The 19,833-nt window shown below is 63.9% G+C and carries 15 protein-coding genes and 1 tRNA gene; 12 read left to right on the forward strand and 4 right to left on the reverse strand.

Features of this window, described 5'->3' with window-relative positions; translation table 11 throughout:
- Nucleotides 1-6: 6 nt before the first annotated feature.
- The gene (locus tag AC3YMN_RS02085) at nt 7-1,413 is read right to left on the reverse strand and encodes a flagellar hook-length control protein FliK (protein ID WP_489888741.1); all 1,407 of its coding nucleotides are present in this window, start codon (nt 1,411-1,413) and stop codon (nt 7-9) included.
- A gap of 249 nt (nt 1,414-1,662) precedes the next feature.
- On the opposite strand from AC3YMN_RS02085, the gene mnmA reads away from it, so the two are divergent.
- Nucleotides 1,663-2,814 (forward strand): tRNA 2-thiouridine(34) synthase MnmA, encoded by a 1,152-nt coding sequence (gene mnmA / locus AC3YMN_RS02090; protein WP_489888742.1) that lies wholly within the window; start codon nt 1,663-1,665, stop codon nt 2,812-2,814.
- Here mnmA and AC3YMN_RS02095 read toward each other — a convergent pair.
- Together AC3YMN_RS02095 and AC3YMN_RS02100 are read right to left on the reverse strand one after the other, a co-directional pair.
- Nucleotides 2,811-3,017: a hypothetical protein gene (locus AC3YMN_RS02095; protein WP_172124057.1), complete on the reverse strand. Its 207-nt coding sequence runs from the start codon at nt 3,015-3,017 to the stop codon at nt 2,811-2,813. The two genes, mnmA and AC3YMN_RS02095, sit on opposite strands and share 4 nt — an antisense overlap.
- Before the next feature lie 156 nt (nt 3,018-3,173).
- Nucleotides 3,174-4,124, reverse strand: a complete 951-nt coding sequence (locus AC3YMN_RS02100; RefSeq protein ID WP_489888743.1) for a ring-cleaving dioxygenase — start codon at nt 4,122-4,124, stop codon at nt 3,174-3,176.
- A gap of 244 nt (nt 4,125-4,368) precedes the next feature.
- On the opposite strand from AC3YMN_RS02100, the gene AC3YMN_RS02105 reads away from it, so the two are divergent.
- From AC3YMN_RS02105 to AC3YMN_RS02115, 3 genes are all read left to right on the forward strand, one after another.
- Nucleotides 4,369-5,607 (forward strand): putative DNA modification/repair radical SAM protein, encoded by a 1,239-nt coding sequence (locus tag AC3YMN_RS02105; protein WP_489888744.1) that lies wholly within the window; start codon nt 4,369-4,371, stop codon nt 5,605-5,607.
- The gene (locus AC3YMN_RS02110; RefSeq protein ID WP_489888745.1) at nt 5,604-7,079 is read left to right on the forward strand and encodes a UdgX family uracil-DNA binding protein; all 1,476 of its coding nucleotides are present in this window, start codon (nt 5,604-5,606) and stop codon (nt 7,077-7,079) included. The genes AC3YMN_RS02105 and AC3YMN_RS02110 overlap by 4 nt, the downstream gene beginning before the upstream one ends.
- A 59-nt stretch (nt 7,080-7,138) precedes the next feature.
- Nucleotides 7,139-7,215: transfer RNA gene (locus tag AC3YMN_RS02115), tRNA-Met, on the forward strand.
- A gap of 64 nt (nt 7,216-7,279) precedes the next feature.
- Here the strand turns inward: AC3YMN_RS02115 and AC3YMN_RS02120 are convergent.
- Complete coding sequence (locus AC3YMN_RS02120) at nt 7,280-8,296, reverse strand: LacI family DNA-binding transcriptional regulator (protein WP_489888746.1); 1,017 nt, start codon at nt 8,294-8,296, stop codon at nt 7,280-7,282.
- A gap of 332 nt (nt 8,297-8,628) precedes the next feature.
- On the opposite strand from AC3YMN_RS02120, the gene AC3YMN_RS02125 reads away from it, so the two are divergent.
- From AC3YMN_RS02125 to AC3YMN_RS02160, 8 genes are all read left to right on the forward strand, one after another.
- Entirely contained in the window at nt 8,629-10,455 is a 1,827-nt protein-coding gene (locus AC3YMN_RS02125) for a heparinase II/III domain-containing protein (RefSeq protein WP_489888747.1), read from the forward strand.
- Between the two features lie 109 nt (nt 10,456-10,564).
- Nucleotides 10,565-12,469: an ABC transporter substrate-binding protein gene (locus tag AC3YMN_RS02130; protein ID WP_489888748.1), complete on the forward strand. Its 1,905-nt coding sequence runs from the start codon at nt 10,565-10,567 to the stop codon at nt 12,467-12,469.
- Between the two features lie 85 nt (nt 12,470-12,554).
- Nucleotides 12,555-13,544: an ABC transporter permease gene (locus AC3YMN_RS02135; protein ID WP_489888749.1), complete on the forward strand. Its 990-nt coding sequence runs from the start codon at nt 12,555-12,557 to the stop codon at nt 13,542-13,544.
- A gap of 3 nt (nt 13,545-13,547) precedes the next feature.
- Complete coding sequence (locus AC3YMN_RS02140; RefSeq protein WP_489888750.1) at nt 13,548-14,684, forward strand: ABC transporter permease; 1,137 nt, start codon at nt 13,548-13,550, stop codon at nt 14,682-14,684.
- Nucleotides 14,668-15,696 (forward strand): ABC transporter ATP-binding protein, encoded by a 1,029-nt coding sequence (locus tag AC3YMN_RS02145; protein WP_489889184.1) that lies wholly within the window; start codon nt 14,668-14,670, stop codon nt 15,694-15,696. Before AC3YMN_RS02140 ends, AC3YMN_RS02145 begins: the two co-directional genes overlap by 17 nt.
- On the forward strand, nt 15,693-16,742 hold the full coding sequence (locus AC3YMN_RS02150; RefSeq protein WP_489888751.1) for an ABC transporter ATP-binding protein: 1,050 nt from the start codon (nt 15,693-15,695) through the stop codon (nt 16,740-16,742). Before AC3YMN_RS02145 ends, AC3YMN_RS02150 begins: the two co-directional genes overlap by 4 nt.
- Nucleotides 16,743-16,922: 180 nt before the next feature.
- Nucleotides 16,923-18,776 (forward strand): DUF2264 domain-containing protein, encoded by a 1,854-nt coding sequence (locus tag AC3YMN_RS02155; protein ID WP_489888752.1) that lies wholly within the window; start codon nt 16,923-16,925, stop codon nt 18,774-18,776.
- Entirely contained in the window at nt 18,773-19,783 is a 1,011-nt protein-coding gene (locus AC3YMN_RS02160) for a hydroxyacid dehydrogenase (RefSeq protein WP_489889185.1), read from the forward strand. Before AC3YMN_RS02155 ends, AC3YMN_RS02160 begins: the two co-directional genes overlap by 4 nt.
- Nucleotides 19,784-19,833: the final 50 nt, after the last annotated feature.

The raw sequence follows: 19,833 nt of genomic DNA on the forward strand, positions 1-19,833 counted from the left end.
TGTTCCTCAGGCGATGATGTTGACGCCGCCAGCCGCAAGGCTGCCGCGGTAAAGATTGACGCTGGGAAGGGGTAGCGGGTCGGCATCGCTGCCGCTCGGGCCGGCGCCGAACGAGCCTCGGCGTTCCTGCTCCTGCCCATTGCCCTGGCGCCCGTCGCCTGGGGATGGGTTTTGCCGGAGGGAGAATTCGAGGTTGGTCTTGCTGGCATCGAGCCCGGCCTGCTGCAGGGCGCGTTCCAGGCCACGCTGGTCGCGCTGCATCAGATCGAGGGTTTCGCTCTTATCGACGATGAGGCGGGCATTGACCTGCCCCGCTGCATCGAATTCGAGCTTGACCTCGATGCGGCCGAGCTCGGGCGGATCGAGACGGATCTGGAAGTGGGAATTGCCGGCATTGGCCTGGTGCCCCAGCTCAAAGGCGAGCTGGGGCAGGTTGAGCTGTTGCTGGGTGGTCTGGTAGCCAGGCTGCACGGGACGGAGGGCGGCGGCGGCGACCTCGGCCCGGTTGAGCGCGCTGGGCAGGCTTTTGGCCGCGGCAGAATCAAGCGGGGGTTCGGCGGCAGCGGGAGTGGGCTTGGCGTCGGTTTCCGCGGTCGGCTGGCTGTCGGTGCCGAGAGCCGGGTCGGGCTCGATGCTGGGCTGCGCGAGCGTCGGTGCTGTTGGGGTCGGCGGGGTGAGAGGCGTGGCAGTGCTGGCGGCCGGGGCAGCCGGATCGGCGGGAGGGGCGCCCGGGGTGGCGCGGGTCAGCTTCGCCAACGCGTCTTCGAGCGCGGCGGCGCCGGCGGCAAGGGTCTGCTGATCAAGGCCGGGACCGGCTTGCTTGAGGCCAGCGAGCAGTGCGGCGAGCTTTTGACCCAGCTCGGGACCACCGTCGGCGGCATCGGTGCCGAGAAGCTGTTCGGCCAGCGGCGCGAGGGCATTGGCCAGCTGTTGCGCGAAATCGCTGGTCGGTTCGCCACCGGCTGCGGGCTGGGCCGGGCTGGACAGGGAAATGCCGAGCTGGTCGGCGAGCCGGCTAAGAGCGGTGCTGGCCGCACCGAGGTCGTCGCCCGCGGGAGCCTGGCCGGCGGCGAGGCTTTGGGCGATCTTGGCGAGGCTGTCGAGCAGCTGGGGCAGGGCTGGCGGTTCCGGAGTGAGAGCGGCTTCAGCTCCCACAGCCAGCCCAAGATCTTCGGCTTCGATGTCGGTTTCGCCCGCAGTTTCGAGCCCGATCTCGAGCGCCTTGCCCAGGCTCAGGTTGAAGCTCGAGGCCGATGTGGTGCTCGGCGTGGTGCCGGCATTCGCGCCGGTGAGCAGGCTGGCGAATGCGTCAAAGGGCGAAGCGGGTGCAGCGTCGGCATCGGCGGGCGAGCCAAAGCTTCGCGTGACGCTGCCTGCACCGGTTGCGACCGAAAGGGTAAGATGGGATGCCACTTTGCCGAAAAATCCTGCAACTACTCTCCCTCAGCCATGCAAGGAGCTTGCCAGTGACCGGGCTGGGCTAAGTGCTTGTTTGCGCAGAGCTGTGTTTTGGGTTCGAGGGACATGGCTCGAGCCGGGAGGGTGCATTGCGCCGCACGGGCGGCAAAAACTGCCGGGCGGCGTTGCAGCGCATTGCTGAAAGGGCTAAGAGGCGCGGGACAGTTGTCCGCTGGCCCTTGAACCCAACCGGATGCAAGAAAGATGCTGAATTCGCTTGATATCGCCAAGCGTCCGCAAGACACGCGCGTTGTTGTCGCGATGTCGGGGGGCGTGGATTCCTCGGTCGTGGCGGGCCTGCTAGCTCGGCAGGGCTATGATGTAGTTGGGGTGACGCTCCAGCTTTATGATCATGGCGAGGCCACCCATCGCAAAGGCGCGTGCTGCGCCGGGCAGGACATCCATGATGCCCGCCGGGTTGCGGCGGCGCTCGATATTCCCCATTACGTGCTGGATTATGAAGAGCGCTTCCAGCGCTCGGTCATAGCGCCTTTTGCCAATGCCTATCAGCAGGGGGAAACGCCGGTGCCGTGCATTGCCTGCAACCAGTCGGTCAAGTTCGTCGACCTGCTGGAAGTGGCCAAGGATCTTGGCGCCGATGTGCTGGCGACGGGCCATTATGTGCAGTCGCGGCTGGGCGAGGATGGGCGGCGGCAGCTGTTCCGCCCGGTCGATGGCGACCGTGACCAAACCTATTTCCTGTTTGCGACCACCCAGGCGCAGCTCGACTTCTTGCGCTTCCCGCTTGGCGGCATGAGCAAGGCTGCCGTGCGCGAGCTCGCGCGCGAAATGGGGCTCGAGATTGCCGACAAGCACGATTCGCAGGACATCTGCTTTGTGCCGCAAGGCAAATATGCCGACATCATCCGCAAGATGCATCCCGAAGCGGTAGCCGAAGGCGAGATCGTCCATCTCGATGGCCGGGTGCTGGGGCGCCATGCCGGGATCGTCAATTATACGGTGGGGCAGCGCAAGGGCCTCGGCGTGGCAGCTGCCGAGCCGCTTTATGTGATCAAGCTCGAGCACCAGACGGGGCGGGTGATTGTGGGGCCGCGCGAGGCGCTCAAGACCCATACGGTGCGGTTGCGCGATGTGAACTGGCTGGGGCCGCGGCCGCTGGCCGAAGCTGCCGCCGGCAATGGTGCACCGGTCGAGGTCAAGGTGCGCTCGACGCGCGGGCCGCAGCCGGCCGTGATCCAGATGCGCGATGGCGCGGTTTATGTGACGCTGGTGGCCGGCGAATATGGCATTTCGCCGGGCCAGGCCTGCGTGTTCTACGCCGATGACAGCGCCACGTCCGAAGTACTGGGCGGTGGGTTCATCGCGGAAGCGGTGCCGGCGGTGTTTGCCGCCTAGTTGGCGGGGGCGGGCGTTGGCTCAGTGAAGCCCTTTTGCAGGGGTATCGCGTCTTCGGGGGCGATGTTCTGTTCTGCCTCGATCGTGTCGTAGTTGCGCCATTGCACGAGATTGGTGAACACCGTCGCTGCCACCGTGATCACGGCCAGCCCGATGAAAATGGCGAGCACCCATTGGCTGGAATTGAGTTTTCGCACGGGCATGGCAGTTGCCTTTGAAAGTGGTCAACGGGGGCGCACCCCACGGGATGCGCGCCGGGTTTAGCACCTTCGCTGCGCTTTGGCTAAGGCCCTGGTGACGCGCCGCGCCAATGCGCTCTCCTCCCCGGGCGGGGAGGAGAGCTTGTGGACTGAAGCGGTTTAGACCAGGGGCTTGAGGCCCGCTTCGATGCTCGCCCGCCGGCTTTCGAGGAAAGGCGGCAGGGAAAGGCTTTCACCCAGGGTTTCCATCGGCTCGTCGGCAGCAAAGCCGGGCACGTCCGTCGCGATCTCGAACAGAATGCCATTGGGCTCGCGGAAATAAAGCGAGGTGAAGTAGAAGCGCTCGACTTCCCCGCTCGAGCGGATGCCGAACGAGTTGACATGGGCGATCCACTGCCGGAGCGTATCCTGGTCAGGCGTGCGGAAGGCCACATGGTGCACGCCGCCGGCACCGGGCCGTGCGGGGGGCAGACTTGGGTCAACCACCACGTGCAGTTCGGCGGCGGGGCCTCCGGGTCCCATCTCGAACACATGGGTTTCCCCATTGCGCTCGCGAGCGGGATAGGTGCGCACCTTGCGCATGTTCATCACCTGCGTCAGGACCACTTCGGTGCGATCGAGGCGCGGCACGGCAAGGCTGATCGGCCCAAGGCCAATGATCTGCCGCTCGGCAGGAACGGGCGACTTGGCCCAGGGCACGACCTTGTTGGCGGGATCGAGCACGAGGCGGAAGCGCTGGCCTTCGAAATCCTCGAAATCGAGCGAGGTATGACCGTTGCGTTCCTTGATGGCCGAGGTGCCGACGCCCTGCGCCTGCAGGTGCTCTTTCCACCATTGCAGGCTGTCCTCGCTACCGACGCGCAGGCCAGTGCGGCTGACAGTGTGGTTGCCGCGCTGCTCGCGGGCGGCGTCGAAATCAAAGAAGGTCAGGTCTGCGCCGGGCGAGGCCACGCCGTCACCATAGAATAGGTGGTAAGCAGTGGTGTCGTCCTGGTTGACGGTCTTCTTGATCAGCCGCATGCCCAGGGTCTGGGTATAAAACTGCAAGTTCTTGGCCGCCTGTGCGGTGACTGCGGTCAGGTGGTGGATGCCGCCAAGCTGAAGGTCCATTGGTGTTCTCCTTGGAGTGCACACGCTCGTGAGCCGAGCCTTGGTGCCGTTGCCCTCAAGATAGGTGAAGTTGCCCGGTCCCGTCAGCCCATGGCGCCATAACGGGTTGTTGCGCCTGAGCGAACAATGGAGCCCCATCGTTTCCAGGACGAGGGGGCGATCACAAGCTGGCTAGAACAGGTTTTCACGGGTGCTTTTGGTTTGTTCACGCGTTAAGACTGGCGTGAACAGATGAGGAACGTGGATGGCGGCTTTAACCCTTCGTCGCAAGCTGGCCGTGTTGTCGGACGCCGCCAAATATGATGCCTCCTGCGCTTCCAGCGGCACCGAGAAACGCAACAGCAAGGCGAGCGGCGGCATCGGTTCGACCGAGGGCAATGGCATTTGCCACTCCTATGCGCCGGACGGGCGCTGCATTTCGCTGCTCAAGCTGCTGCTGACCAATTTCTGCATCTATGAATGCAGCTATTGCATCAACCGCTCCTCGTCCAATGTGCAGCGGGCGCGCTTTTCCGTCGAGGAAGTGGTGGGACTGACCCTCGACTTCTACAAACGCAACTATATCGAGGGGCTGTTTCTGTCCTCCGGGATCATCCGCTCGCCCGACTATACGATGGAAGAAATGGTGCGGGTGGCGCGCAGCCTGCGCGAGGACCATCACTTCGCCGGCTATATCCATCTCAAGGTCATTCCCAATGCCGCGCCTGAGCTGCTGGCGGAAGCCGGGCGCTGGGCGGATCGGCTATCGACCAATATCGAGCTGCCGACCGATCTGGGGCTGGAGGCACTGGCGCCGGAGAAAAAGCCGAGCGAGATCCGCACGGCCATGGCCCGCATCCGCGGCAAGCTGGCGGAAGCCGCGCCTGAGCCAAAGACCAAAGCCGACAAGCCCAAATATGCGCCGGCGGGGCAATCCACGCAGATGATCGTGGGTGCCGATGCTGCCAATGACGAAGCCATCCTGACGCGCGCGGCGGGGCTGTATTCGGGCTACAAGCTCAAGCGGGTTTATTACTCGGCCTTTTCGCCCATTCCCGACTCCAGCGCCAAGCTGCCCCTCAAGGCGCCGCCGCTCCTGCGTGAGCACCGGCTCTACCAGGCCGATTGGCTAATCCGGTTCTATGGCTTTGACGTGCCCGAGATCGTGGCGGGCGGGGAGGGTGGGTTGCTGGACCTGGCGATCGACCCGAAGCTTGCCTGGGCGCTCAAGCATCGCGAGCGCTTTCCCGTCGATGTGAACCGCGCCGACCGCGAACTGCTGTTGCGGGTGCCGGGACTGGGGACCAAGAGCATCGAGCGGATCATCACGACGCGGCGCCACCACAGTTTGCGCCTTGAAGATGTGGCGCGCATTGTCGGCTCGATCGATGCGGTGCGCCCGTTCATCGAAGCGGTGGACTGGACGCCGGGCGGTATGACCGATGATGCAAAGCTCAAGGCCAAGCTGACGCCGCAGCCCGAACAGTTGAGCCTGTTTGCATGATTTCGGTGCGGCTGGAGAAGCGCAACGACTTTGCCGAGTGGCGGGCCAAGGCGCGGCAGTTGTTGCTGGCGGGCGTGCGGCCCGAGCAGGTGATCTGGCGGGGGCCGGGGGAAGAAAACGGGTTGTTCGAAGCGGGCGATTCCATGCTGCCAAGCGGGGAAGGGGCGGTCGGGAGCGTGCCGCCCGCCTTTATCGAGTTGGCGCAGTTGGCGATCTGCAACAATGATCCCGAGCGGTTTGCTCTGCTCTATCGCTTCTTGTGGCGCCTGCTGGAGGATCGAGGGCTGATGACGGCGGCCTCCGACCCCGATTTGCTGCGCCTAACCGGTCTGGCTTCGGCGGTCCGGCGCGACAGCCACAAGATGAAGGCGTTTGTGCGCTTCAAGGCTGTTATCGACGATAGCGGGCTCGAGCGCTTTGCCGCCTGGTTCGAGCCCGAGCATTTTATCCTTGAACGTACGGCACCGTTTTTCGAGCGCCGCTTTGCCGGCATGATCTGGGCGATCATCACGCCCTATCGCTCGGCCTTTTGGGACGGGCAGGAGCTGTTGTTCGGGCCGGGCGGGCAGAAAAGCGACGTGCCCGAGGATGATGCGGTCGAGGGCGACTGGAAGACCTATTTCGCCTCCATCTTCAATCCTGCGCGGCTCAAGATCGGCGCGATGAAGGGGGAGATGCCGATGAAATACTGGCGCAACCTGCCCGAGGCCGAACTCATTGCTCCCATGATCCGAGGTGCCAGAGAAGCGGAGCGGGAAATGATCGAGCGGGTTTCGAGCCAACCACCGGCACGGCATCTGCGGCGCCCGACAGAGGCGCCGGCAGTCCAGGATGGGGAGCGCGAGGTCGCCTCGCTCGCCGAGGCACGCGCGGCCGTGCAGGAATGCCGGCGCTGCCCGCTGTTCGAATTTGCAACGCAAGCGGTGTTCGGGGAAGGACCCGAAGCCGCCGACGTGATGTTTGTTGGCGAGCAGCCGGGCGACCAGGAGGATCTGGCGGGGCAGCCCTTCGTGGGGCCAGCGGGCAAGGTGCTGGATGCCGCGATTGAAAAGGTGGGGATCGACCGCGAGCAGGTCTATGTCACCAATGCAGTCAAGCATTTCAAGTTCGAGCCGCGCGGCAAGCGGCGCATCCACCAAAAGCCCAATGGGGGCGAGGTGGAGGCGTGCCGATTCTGGCTCAATCTGGAGCGGGCGTTCGTTAAGCCCAAGGTGATCGTGGCGCTGGGCGCCACGGCGGCGTCGAGCCTGTTGGGGAAAGCGGCAACGATTTCACGGCTGCGCGGTGCGCCGATCACCATGGATGATGGCACGATGCTGTTTGTGACCAATCATCCCTCCTATTTGCTGCGCATTCCCGAGCGGGAGCGCCAGGAAGAAGAGCGGGCCAAGTTCGAGGCGGACCTCGTTTTGGTGCGCGACGCGATCGAGCGGGTCAGAACAGCGCAGAACTCAGTTGCGTCACACACTTGACAGCGCCGCTCGCCAAAACTAGGTATTCGCGCATCGGCCTTATCGAGGCTGAGCCGTGAGGCGGAGTAGCTCAGTTGGTTAGAGCAGCGGAATCATAATCCGTGTGTCCCCAGTTCAAATCTGGGCTTCGCTACCAATCAAAACCCCCGGGCAACCGGGGGTTTTTTGTTGCCTTCTGTCCGGATGGTGTGCCGGGCCCATCACTTGCCGGCCAGGAGGGGGAAGATGGTTTCGCCTTCCACCATGGTCACGCCGATTTCGAGTTGCTGCACGGCGCGCTCGCCGTCCATATGATGCACCAGAAGCCGCACCGCCCCCCGGCCGATCGCTTCGCGATCCACCCGTGCCGTACTCAGGCGGGGGGTGGCCATGCCGGCGATGGGCAGATCATCAAAGCCGATAATGGAAAAGCCGGGTGGGAGCGGGCTTTCGGGACCGTACAGGCCCTCCAGCATCTCCACGGCCGCAATGTCATTCCAGATAAAGGCGGCGGTTACATCGTGCTTGCCCCCGAGGATGTCGCGCAGCAATTCGCCGGTCTTGCGCTGATCGGTGCTGACGATGATCCCGGTGGCGCCGGGGATCATGGCGACGGCCTGCTCGAAACCGCGCTGACGCTGCCGGATGGTGGGGCGATGGCTGTGGGTGTAGTGCAAAATCCGACGGTGCCCGGCATCCAGCAGCCGCTGCGTTGCCCGGAAGGCGCCATATTGATTGGCGGGGGCGACCGAGCTCACCCGCATCTGCGGGTCGCTGCCATTGACCAGCACCACGGGTATGTCGGCCTCGACGGACCAGGCGGCCAATTCGTCCCAGGCGTCGATCCCGGCCAGCAGGACCCCATCGGCATCGGCCTGCTTGATCTGCTTTTTAATGAGGTCCAGCGTGACCGCCGCTTCATTGACCAGCCGGACATCGAGCGCCATGCCCAATGCGGCCGCCTGTTCGCGCATGCCTTCGAGGATGCCGAAGTAAAAGCCCGACAAACCGCTGGTTGCGCTGCCCAGCGGTACGAGGGCGACGGCGCGCCGCCCGCCCAGCGCCGGCGCGGGGCTGCGCTTGGGGCGATAGCCCAAGGTTTGCGCCATCCGCCGGACATCGGCGCGCACCGCTTCGCTGATGCCTGCTTCATTGGCCAAGGCACGCGACACCGTGCTGACGGAAACGCCCAGACGTTCGGCAATGGCGGCCTGACTGGCCCGAGGCTTTGTAATCATGCGCAACCCTCTTTGGGGCTTTTGCAATATTTGCGTTTCTTGACATAATCAAGCGGCGCCGGGTTTTGCTGCACCTACTGCCATATCGAGGAGGCTCAGCCCTCGCTTGACCATAGCGGTGGGGTGACTGACTTTCGCGGGGGGTGAGCAGACGGACGGAGCTCTGCGGCAGTTTTCCCCAGCCTATGTCCTTGCCCGCAAACGACTAATGAACAAACTTGCGTAATTTGCACCGTTTGCGCAAAGAGGTTGATCTAACGGAGTGCGCCGCCTAGCTTGCATAGGTGTCGGAAGACGCCCGATCGGCAGTGGACGATCGCAGGGAGGGGCGCGTGGATCTACGAAGGTGGAATGTCAGGCATGTGCGGATGGTGCTGGAAAGCGCCACGGCATTTGCCCCGTTCCCCAGGGCTGGCGATGCCGGCCTAGAGTCGATTGCAAAAGAGGTGGGCAGCGAAGCCATCGGACAGTTGCATGAGGCCGCCCGCGCCGATGCCGAGGCGCCCATTCCCCAGCTGCCGGCCGAGCTTTATCTCGATTTCATGCGTACGGGCCGACGTGAGGGTTATGAAGATGCCCAGCGCGCACGCCGCAATATGCTATACCGCCTGACACTGGCCGAATGGCTGGGCGGCGAGGGCGCGTTCGTTGCCGCCGCGGAAAACCTACTCTGGGCGCGGCTGGAAGAAACCAACTGGGCCTGGCCCGCCCATGCGCGGGTGCTGGATTATCCCGACAGGCCGACGCTTGATCTGGCGGCCGCGATGACGGCGCTTGATCTGGCGGAAGCCGATTTTCTGCTCGGTGAGCAGCTGAGCCCGCAGCTGCGCGCGCGCATCCGCAGCGAAGTCGAGCGCCGCGCCATCGCTCCGTTTCTCGAGCGCAACGATCATTGGTGGCTGCACACCACGCCCGAGCGGCAGGTCAATAACTGGACGGCGGTGTGCGTGGCGGGCGTCGTGGGGGCAGCCTGCTATCTGGAACCGGATCTCGACCGGCTGGCGGCGATCATTACGCGGGGGCTGCACAGTCTCGCCGATTATCTCGAAACCTTTGATCGTCAGGGCGGCTCCAGCGAGGGGCCGGATTACTGGTCCTATGGCTTTGGTAATTTCGTGGCGCTGGCCCACTTGCTGCACGAGCGGACCGGCGGCGCCATTGATCTGCTGGATGACCCGCTGGTGCGCGAGATCGCGCAGTTTCCGCTGCGCACCGTGCTGACCCAGGGCGTGTGGGCGAGCTTTTCGGATTCCGACAGCAATCCGCAATTCCATCCCGGTTTGCTGTCGCACCTGGCGGCGCGCATGGATTTGGTGGAACTGACCGAGCTGGGTACTGCCAATAATTTTGTGGTGGCGGGGTTCAATCAGTTTGCCTGGCCCTTGCGCCAATATGCCTGGCCGCTGCCCGCCAGCAACCGTGTGTTCGGCGGCGGCCGGCATGACTGGTTCGAGGAGATGGCCTGGATGGTCAGCCGGCTCGATCCGGACGATCCCGGCTCGCTGCGCCTTGCCGCCAAGGGTGGGCACAATGACGAGATGCACAACCAGAACGATGTGGGTTCCTTCATGGTGGTGAGCGGAGGCCAGGTAGTGCTGACCGATCCGGGCCGAGGACGCTATTCCAAGGCCTATTTCGGACCCGAGCGGTACGAGAACCTGATGGCGTCCTCGCGCGGACACAGCGTGCCGGTGGTCGCGGGTCTGGCGCAGGCGGAAGGGCGGGAGCATTCGGCCATCGTGCTGCAGCATAGCCATACGGACCAAGAGGATCGGCTGGAGCTGGAGATGGCCGGCGCCTATCCCGCCAAGGCCGGATTGCAAACCCTGCGGCGCAAGCTGGCCTTTGATCGCACCACGCCCGGCGGGCGGGTGCTGCTGGAAGACAGTTTTAAGTTTGCCCAGGGAACAGGCGATTTTGCATCCGTACTGGTGACGCCGATGGCGGTTGCGGCCGAGCCGGGTGCCATCCTGATTGGGCGGCCGGGAGCCGGTGTTCGGGTTGCCTATGAGGCTGATGCGCTCGAGGTCGCGTTCGACCGGCATGCGCAGGCGGAAAAGCAATACCAGCCCGCGGTCGATCTTATCCGTGTCGTGTTCACGCCCCGGCAGCAAGACCGGGAAGGACGCGTCACGCTCGCCATCTCGCCGTTCGCATGAACGCGAGTGCTGCTCGCCGAGCAGAACCATCGGGGCGGGGGCCGGGAGGATTGGCCGCCAGCCAGACGTGATTGCCAGGGCACTGAACCCTGGCTGAGGGAGGATTGGGATGAGGAAAGACCGACTTCTTGGCTTAACCGGCAGCGTGGCCATGGCCGCCTTGCTGGTTGCGGCGAGCCCGGCCTGGGCGCAGCAGCAGGCTCCGGTGTTTGATGCAAGGGTGGAAAGCGGCGAACTGCCGCCGGTGGCCGAGCGCCTGCCGGCCGAGCCGCAAGTGGTGGAAGCCGAGAGCATCGGCACCTATGGCGGCACCTGGCGCATGGGCATGCGCGGGGGCGGCGACAATGGCATGGTCGTCAAGACCGTTGCCTATGAGGGGCTCGTGCGCTTCGACCGCAATTGGCAGGAGGTGAAGCCCAATCTTGCCGTCGCCTGGGAAGCCAGCGAGGACGGCAAGGAATATACGTTCACCCTGCGCGAAGGGGTCAAGTGGTCGGACGGAACGCCCTTTACCAGCGACGACATCGCCTTTGCGGTGGAGCTCTACCAGGATCCGGACTATCCCGCCTCGAGCTGGATCGACAATCCCAACAACAAGATGAGCATCGAGGTCATCGACCCCGTCACCTTCAAGCTCATCTTCGAAAAGCCCAATGGCATGTTGCTGGACCAGATGGCTGGCACCGACGGGCTGCACATCACCTCGCTGCAAAAGGCGTATTGCAGCCAGTTCTACCCCAAATACAACGAGAATGCCGGAGCTGAAGCCGAAGCGGCAGGCTTTACGAGCTGGGCTCTGCGGATGGAAGATCGCTGCGCCTGGGGCTGGGAAACCATCCGCTTCGCCAATCCCGACCTGCCCACGCTGTATGCCTGGACCATCGAAACGCCCTATACGGCCAACAATGCGCGCGTCACCTGGCAGCGCAATCCTTATTACTGGAAGGTCGATACCGAGGGTAACCAGCTGCCCTATATCGACACGCTCGAAATGCGGGTGAGCGAAAGCACCGAAGAGCTGACGTTGCTGGCGCTCAATGGCGAGATCGACTTCCAGGAACGCCACATCACCACCAACGTCAACAAGCCGTTGTTCTTTGATGGGCAGGAGCAGGGCGGCTACCATCTGGGGGAGGTGATCCCGTCCACCTCCAACACGATGGCAATCCAGCTAAACCTCAATCACAACGACCCGGTAAAGCGCGCGCTGTTCCAGAACAAGGACTTCCGTATCGGCCTGTCGCATGCGATCGACCGCGCAGAGATTATCGATGTGGTGTTTACCGGGCAGGGCGAACCCTACCAAGTGGCGCCACGCCCACAATCGCCGCTTTATAACGAGCAGTTGGCCAAGCAATATACCGAGTTCGATCCCGAGCTTGCTGCCCAGCATCTCGATGCCGCCGGGCTGACGCAGACAAATGGCGACGGCATTCGCCGGATGAGCAATGGCCAGCCCGTTGCCATCAACATGGACGTGATTTCGGCGCTGAGGCCCGAATGGATCGACATGCTCGAAATCCTGCAGCTGCAGCTTGGGGCTGCCGGCATCAAGCTCGACATCAACAATATCGACCGGACGCTGTTCTACGAAAAGCGGCCAGGCAATGAATATGACGCGCAGATCTGGGCGGGCGACGGCGGGCTCGAAGTGATCCAGGAGCCGCGCTACTACTTCCCGTTCAGCGCGGAGTCCGTATGGGCCTATAAGTGGCAGGCCTGGTACAATGGTACCGAGACCGAGATCGCCGAAGAGCCGGCCGACTGGGCCAAGCAGCAGATGGAACTCTATACCGAGCTGCGCGCCACGCCCGATGCCGAGCAGCGCAATGAGCTGATGCGGCAGATCCTCGCCATCACCCAGGAGCAGTTCCCGGTGATCGGGGTCAGCCTGATGCCGGACGGCTATTCCATCATCAAGAACAATCTGCGCAACGCGCCAGAAAGCATGTTCAACGCCTGGCTGTTCCCGACGCCGGCGCCGATGGATCCACCCACCTGGTATTTCGAATAAGCGGGCTTCCTCCGACCCGCTTCATCCCCCCGCGGTGCTCCCATGCCGCGAGGGGAACCTCAAACGAAATCAAGAGAGGAGTGCCATGCTCCAGTTCGTGCTGAGCCGCATCATCGCCACGGTGCTGACGCTGTTCGCGATTTCCATGGTCGCGTTCGCCATTATCCAGCTGCCGCCCGGCGATTACCTCACCACCTATATCGCCTCGCTGGCGGCGACCGGCGAACAGGTCGATCCCCGGGTGATCGCCAATCTGCGGGCGCAGTACGGCCTGGGCGAGCCATTCTATGTGCAATACTGGAAATGGGTCAGCGGGCTGCTGCGCGGTGATTTCGGGCAGAGCTTTGAATGGCGGCGGCCGGTGACGGAACTGATCTGGGGGCGCCTCGGCAACTCGATCCTGATCGAGGGCATGGCGGTCGTGTTCATGTGGCTCGTGGCCCTGCCGATCGGCATCTATGCGGCGGTGCGCAAATATTCGCTGGGCGATTACCTCGCCACAATCGGCGGATTTATCGGCCTTGCCGTCCCCAATTTCCTCTTCGCGCTGATCCTCATGTACCTCGCCTTCACCTGGTTCGGCACCACGCTGGGCGGGCTGTATTCGGCGGGCTTCGAAAACGCGCGCTGGAGCCCAGCCAAGGTCTGGGACTTCTTCAGCCATGCCTGGGCGCCGATCCTGGTGCTCGCCACTGCCGGCACGGCCGAACTGATCCGTATCCTGCGCGCCAACCTGCTTGATGAGCTTAAAAAGCCATATGTGGTGACCGCCCGGGCCAAGGGGCTGCCCGAATGGAAGGTGATCCTCAAATATCCGGTGCGGCTGGCGCTTAACCCGCTGATCTCCACGATAGGCTGGCTGTTGCCGGCGCTGGTGTCAGGTTCGGTGATCGTGTCGGTGGTGATGAACCTTCCCACGGCGGGGCCGATGCTGCTGCGCTCGCTGACGACGCAGGACATGTATCTGGCGGGCGCCATCATCCTGCTGTTGAGCGTGCTGACCGTGATCGGCACGGTGATCTCCGACATCCTCCTCGCGCTGATCGATCCGCGCATCCGTTACGGGGGCAAGTGAGCCATGGCCCTTGAAACCATGCAACTCGAGGTTGCCCGCACTGCGGCTCGTCCCGTGCGCGAAAGCCAGTTCGGGCTGATGTGGCGGCGCTTCAAGCGCCACAAGCTCGCGGTGGTGAGCCTGTGGATCGTGGGGGCGTTCTACCTTGTGGCGGTTTTCGCGGAGTTCCTCGCGCCACTCGACCCGTCGGCCTATAGCGCCCGCTATACCTATGCGCCGCCCCAGGGCCTGCACTTCTTCGCTCAGGAAGAGGACGGCAGCTGGTATGTCGGGCCCTATGTTTATGGCTACAAGACCGAGATCGACCCGGTGGCGCTGCGCCGCACCTTCGTGATCGACGAGGAAGTGCGGCTGCCCGTGCGGTTTTTTGCACCGAGCGAGCCCTATCTGCTGGCCGGGTTCTTTCCGGTGTCGCTCAAGCTGATCGGGGTCGAGAACCCGCGTGATCCGCTCTACATTATGGGCGCCGACCGGCTCGGGCGGGACCTGCTGAGCCGACTGATCCACGGCACCCGCATTTCCCTCTCGATCGGGCTGGCTGGCGTCACGCTGAGCCTGTTCTTTGGCATCGTGATCGGGGGCTTTGCCGGTTATTACGGCGGCTGGTTCGATAGCGCGGTGATGCGGGTGGTGGAGTTCATCCGCTCCATGCCCACGATCCCGCTCTGGCTGGGGCTAGCGGCGGCGCTGCCGCGCGACTGGTCGGCGCTCCAGACCTATTTCGCCATTACGCTGATCCTGAGCCTCATCGGCTGGACGGAGCTGGCCCGGGTGGTGCGGGGCCGGTTCCTTTCCCTGCGTACCGAGGATTTCGTGACGGCGGCGCGCCTCGACGGCGCCAGCGACTGGCGCATCGTCACCCGGCACATGGTGCCCAGCTTCACCAGCCATATCATTGCCGCCGCGACCCTCGCGGTGCCCGGAATGATCCTGGCGGAAACCGCGCTGTCGTTCCTCGGGCTGGGATTGCAGGCGCCCATCGTGAGCTGGGGCACCTTGCTACAGGACGCCCAGAATATCCGCACGCTGGCCAGCGCGCCCTGGCTGCTGGCGCCGGGGCTGTGCGTCGTCATCGTCATCTTGTCCATGAACTTTTTCGGAGACGGCCTTCGTGATGCCGCAGATCCCCATGGCCGCTGAACCCATCCTGTCCATCGCCGACATGTCGATCGTTTTCACCTCGCCCGACGAAGCGCCCATTGAAGCGGTGCGGCAGGTGGACCTGACGCTGACGCCCGGCAAGACGCTGGCGCTGGTGGGGGAAAGCGGCTGCGGCAAGTCGGTGACCGCGCGGGCGGTGCTGCGCCTGCTCGATGCCAATGCGCAGATCCAACGCGGCAGCATCAGCTTTGCGCCGCCGGGCGAGGCGCCTGTCGATATTGCCAAGCTCAAGCAGGACAGCCTGCCGCTGCGCGCCATCCGCGGCAACCAGATCTCGATGATCTTCCAAGAGCCGATGAGTTCGCTTTCGCCCGTGCATACGATCGGGGACCAGATCGACGAGATGATGCTGCTCCATGAGGGCCTCAAGCCCAAGGCGGCGCGCGAGCGTACGGTGGCGCTGCTCGACCAGGTGGGGATACCGGGAGCGCGCGAGCGGGCCGATGCCTATCCGTTTCAGCTTTCGGGCGGGTTGCGGCAGCGCGCGATGATCGCGATGGCGCTCGCCTGCAAGCCGCAGATCCTGATTGCCGACGAGCCGACCACCGCGCTCGATGTGACGACGCAGGCGCAGATCCTCGATCTTTTGCGCCAGCTGCAGGCGGATTTCGGCATGGCGATGCTGTTCATCACCCACGATTTGGGCGTCGTCGCCGAGATCGCCGATGAAGTTGCGGTGATGTATCTGGGAGATGTGGTGGAGCAGGGAAGCGTCTTTGACGTCTTTGCCGCCCCCAAGCACCCCTATACCCAGGCGCTGATGCGCTCCATTCCCAAGCTCGCGCGCAAGGCGCAGCGGGAACGGCTGAGCCCAATCAAGGGGGCGGTGCCGGCACCCAAGGACCGGCCGGAAGGCTGCGCCTTCACCAGCCGCTGCCCCCACGCCTTTGAGCCCTGCCCGACGGTGCGGCCGGCGTGCACTGCGGTGGGCAACGGGCATCATGCGCGCTGTCATTTGTTGACTCCCGTGCGGGTGGAGGAGCCAGCATGAGTCGGTTGCTGAGCGTCGAGAACCTCTCCAAGCAGTTCACGCTTGGGGGCGGGTTGTGGGGCAAGGAGCGGCGGCTCGATGCCCTGACCGAGATCAATCTCGAAGTCGAGGCGGGCGAAACGCTCGCCATCGTGGGGGAAAGCGGCTGCGGCAAGACTACGCTGGGGCGCTGCATCATCGCCGCCCAGCCCGTGACCGAGGGGAAGGTGGTGTATCACCCAAAGGCCGGGCAGTCGGTGGAACTGACAGCGCTGAGCAAGCGGGAGATCAAGCCGTGGCGGCAGGACATCCGCATGATCTTCCAGGATCCGATGAGTTCGCTCAATCCCAACATGCGGGTGTTCGACATCGTGGCCGAACCCTTGCGCATCCACAAGATCTGCAAGGGGCGCGAGCTTGAGGAGCGGGTGATTTCGACGCTGGAAAAGGTCGGCATTCCCGCTGAAGCGGTGGGGCGGTTCCCGCATGCCTTTTCGGGTGGGCAGCGGCAACGCATCGGCATTGCGCGGGCGCTGGTGCTCGACCCAAAGCTTGTTATTGCCGACGAAGCGGTCTCGGCGCTCGATGTGTCGATCCAGGCGCAGGTGCTCAACCTGCTCGATGACCTTAAGAGCGAGTTCGGGCTGACCTATATCTTCATCAGCCACGATCTTGGGGTGGTGAACTACATCGCCGACCGCGTGGTGGTGATGTATCTCGGGCATGTGGTGGAAAACGCGCCAACCGAGATGCTCTTCGAGCGGCCGCGCCATCCCTATACCGAGCTGCTGCTCGAAGCGCTGCCCATTGCCGATCCGACCCGGCGCAAGCCGCGCAAGAGCGAAGTGCGCGGGGAAATCCCCTATCTCGGCAATCGCCCCACGGGGTGCCCGTTCCACACCCGCTGCAAATATGCCCAGGAGGTCTGCCGCACCGACAAGCCGGCGCTGCGCCCGATCAATGGCACGGCGCAGCAGGCCGCCTGCCACTTCGCCGAAGAGCTTGAGCTGAAGGGCGCCTATGAGGCTGCCCGGCACAGCGCACGGGAGATGGCGCATGCCCGGTGATCGCAGGCCTTGCCCCACCCACCGAACGGCACCGTACCCGACGCGGCAGGGTGGGAGGGAGTGATGGAAGCCAGGAGATCCGGGCTTTCTTCCCCCGCCCTTGATCCCTCCCCGCAAGGGGAAGGGCCTCGACTGACAACACAGCTCACGCCGAGCGCACAATCAGAGATACCAAGCCAAATGACCTATGACCCCGTGACGGCCAATCCGCTGCATGGCAATCCGCTCCAGTCGCGGGCCGATGTGGAAACGGCATTGCACGACCTGTTCAATCCGCTGCTGCCCTTTTTCTCGGAAGGGGGCGCGCGGGTGCGGCTCGATGCGACCGCCGGCCATTTTGACCGCGCGGCAGCTGACCTGGAAGGCTTTGCGCGCCCGCTCTGGGGGCTGACCCCGCTGGCAGCCGGCGGCGGCTCGTTCGACTACTGGGCGCTTTATCGGCAGGGCCTGGCCAATGGCACCGATCCCGAGCACCCCGAATATTGGGGCACGATCCATTCAACCGAACAGCGCATGGTGGAATTGGCGGCGATCGGCTTTACCATACGAATGGTGCCGCAACTGGTGTGGGAGCCGCTCGACCAGCGCGCCAAGGACAATCTCGCGGCCTATCTGCTCCATGCCCGCAAGTTCGATTATGCCGACAATAACTGGAAGTTCTTCCGCATCCTCGTGGATCTGGGGCTCGAGGAATGCGGGGTAGAGTTCGACCGCGCGCTGACCGAGCAATATCTCGAGGAACTCGATGGTTTCTACCTTGGGGATGGCTGGTATCGCGACGGCAATATCCGGCGCATCGACCACTACATTCCCTTTGCCATGCATTTTTATGGCCTGATTTATGCCAAGCTGGCGCGGGGCGACGAGGCGCGGGTGGCCGCCTACAAGGAACGCGCGGCGCTGTTTGCCCGGGATATCCGGCACTGGTTCGATGAGGACGGCGGCACGCTCGCTTTTGGCCGGAGCCTGACCTATCGCTTCGCCTGTGGCGGCTTTTGGGGTGCGCTGGCCTTTGCCGATGTGGAGGCACTGCCCTGGGGCGAGATCAAGGGTCAGTTCATGCGCCATCTGCGCTGGTGGGCCGACAAGCCGATCGCCAATCGGGACGGCGTGCTGTCGGTCGGCTATGGCTACCCCAATCTTTTCATGTCCGAGAGCTATAATTCGGCAGGCTCGCCTTATTGGGCGCTCAAGGCCTTCTTGCCACTGGCACTGCCGGAAGACCATCCATTCTGGACGGCCGAGGAGACGGAAGCCGTCACCGACAACGCACCTGTGCCTCTCAAGCATCCCGGCATGGTGATGATGCATACACCAGGCAATGTGGTGGCGCTGTCGTCGGGCCAGCAGAATTGGCAGATGCGCCAGGGCAGCGAGAAATACGCCAAGTTCGTATATTCCAGCCGCTACGCTTTTTCTGTCGAGGTGGATGAGCGCGCCTACCATATGGGAGCATTTGATGGGGCGCTCGCCTTTTCCGATGACGGGCGGCATTACCGGGTGCGCGAAGCCAATGAGGTTGCGCAGATCGCGGGTAATACGCTGTTTGCGCGCTGGAAGCCCTGGAGCGATGTGACGGTCGAGACCTGGTTGGTGCCGGCCAATCCCTGGTATATCCGGGTGCACCGGATCACGACGCGGCGCGCGCTGCATGCGACCGAAGGGGGCTTTGCCATTGCCCGGGCAGATTCCAATGCCGACACCTATATCGACGAGCCCGGACGCGGCGCCGCAATCAACCCGACCGATATCAGTGCCATTGTCGATCTTTCGGGCCGGCGTGAAGGACGGGCGCACCGAGCCTTCCCCAACACCAACCTTATTGTGGCCAAGACGATCGTGCCCCAGTTGCGGGGCGAGATCCCCGCGGGCACGACAGTGCTGGTGACGGCGGTGTTGGCGCTCCCAACCGGCGATCGGGCCCAAGCTGCCCTAGGCGATGTGCCGGCGGCGCCCGATATCGCCGAACTCGAAGCCTTGTTTGCCCGCGAGGGCGTCGACGTCAGCGCCATCCTGGTGCCGGAGCGGTTCTGATGGTTCCCAAACTCGCCTTTGCCATGGCGGCCGACAAGACCCGGCATGTGTTTGACGAGGCAGCGCTGGCGCGCCTGGCGCGCTGCTGCGAGATCGTGCGTCTCGCGCCGCTGGAGGACTTTGCCAGCCCCGAAGCACGCGCCGTGCTGGGGGAGGTCGAGGTGCTGGTGACCGGGTGGGGCTGCTCGCCGGTCACGCCCGAAGTGGTGCGCGCCGCCCCCAAGCTCAGGTTGATCGCCCACGCTGCCGGGACCGTCAAATTCACCATCGACCAATCTGTCTACCAAGCCGGGATCAAGGTCACCCATGCGGCCGACGCCAATGCGGTGCCGGTGGCCGAATTTACCCTTGCCGCGATCATCTTTGCCAATAAGCGGGTGTTCGAGCTGCGCGACCGCTATCGGGCCGAGCCGAGCCGGCGCAGCAGCTATGCCCTGATGGATGAGCCGATCGGCAATTTCCGCCGCACGGTTGGGCTAATCGGGGCGTCGCGGATCGGTAGGCGGGTGGCCAAAATGTTGGAGAGCCTTGATGTTTCCGTGCTCATCTGTGACCCGTTTGTGCGGCCCGGCGATCCGCTGCTGCACCAGGCGGAGCTGGTTGGTCTCGACACGCTGATGGCGCGATCGGACGTCGTTTCGGTGCATGCGCCATCGCTGCCTTCGACAAAGGGGATGATCGGGGCGCGCCAGTTCAGACTGATGAAGGACGGGGCGGCGTTCATCAACACGGCGCGTGGGGCGCTGGTGGAGGAAGCGGCGATGATTGCCGAGCTGCAAACAGGGCGTATTCATGCGGTGATCGATGTCACCGACCCGGAAATTCCGGCGCTTGGCTCGCCGCTCTACGATCTGCCCAATGTGTTTCTGACGCCGCATGTGGCGGGGGCAATCGGCACCGAGCGGCTGCGGCTGGGGGAAATGGCGGTGGAGGAAGTGGAGCGGTTCGTGGCAGGCCAGCAGATGCAGTTCGAGATCGAGCCAGCCTTGCTGGAGCGATTGGCGTGATGACCGGCACTACCGGATTGTGGCGCGGCGGCGCAGGCCAGTTGCGGGAT

The organism is Devosia sp. Z11_6 (assembly GCF_058133665.1).

Coding starts and splice junctions, on each gene's coding strand:
- mnmA (WP_489888742.1), top strand. CDS start 1,663: ATGCTGAATTCGCTTGATATCGCCAAGCGTCCGCAAGACACGCGCGTT.
- AC3YMN_RS02095 (WP_172124057.1), bottom strand. CDS start 3,017: ATGCCCGTGCGAAAACTCAATTCCAGCCAATGGGTGCTCGCCATTTTC.
- AC3YMN_RS02100 (WP_489888743.1), bottom strand. CDS start 4,124: ATGGACCTTCAGCTTGGCGGCATCCACCACCTGACCGCAGTCACCGCA.
- AC3YMN_RS02105 (WP_489888744.1), top strand. CDS start 4,369: ATGGCGGCTTTAACCCTTCGTCGCAAGCTGGCCGTGTTGTCGGACGCC.
- AC3YMN_RS02110 (WP_489888745.1), top strand. CDS start 5,604: ATGATTTCGGTGCGGCTGGAGAAGCGCAACGACTTTGCCGAGTGGCGG.
- AC3YMN_RS02120 (WP_489888746.1), bottom strand. CDS start 8,296: ATGATTACAAAGCCTCGGGCCAGTCAGGCCGCCATTGCCGAACGTCTG.
- AC3YMN_RS02130 (WP_489888748.1), top strand. CDS start 10,565: ATGAGGAAAGACCGACTTCTTGGCTTAACCGGCAGCGTGGCCATGGCC.
- AC3YMN_RS02135 (WP_489888749.1), top strand. CDS start 12,555: ATGCTCCAGTTCGTGCTGAGCCGCATCATCGCCACGGTGCTGACGCTG.
- AC3YMN_RS02140 (WP_489888750.1), top strand. CDS start 13,548: ATGGCCCTTGAAACCATGCAACTCGAGGTTGCCCGCACTGCGGCTCGT.
- AC3YMN_RS02150 (WP_489888751.1), top strand. CDS start 15,693: ATGAGTCGGTTGCTGAGCGTCGAGAACCTCTCCAAGCAGTTCACGCTT.
- AC3YMN_RS02155 (WP_489888752.1), top strand. CDS start 16,923: ATGACCTATGACCCCGTGACGGCCAATCCGCTGCATGGCAATCCGCTC.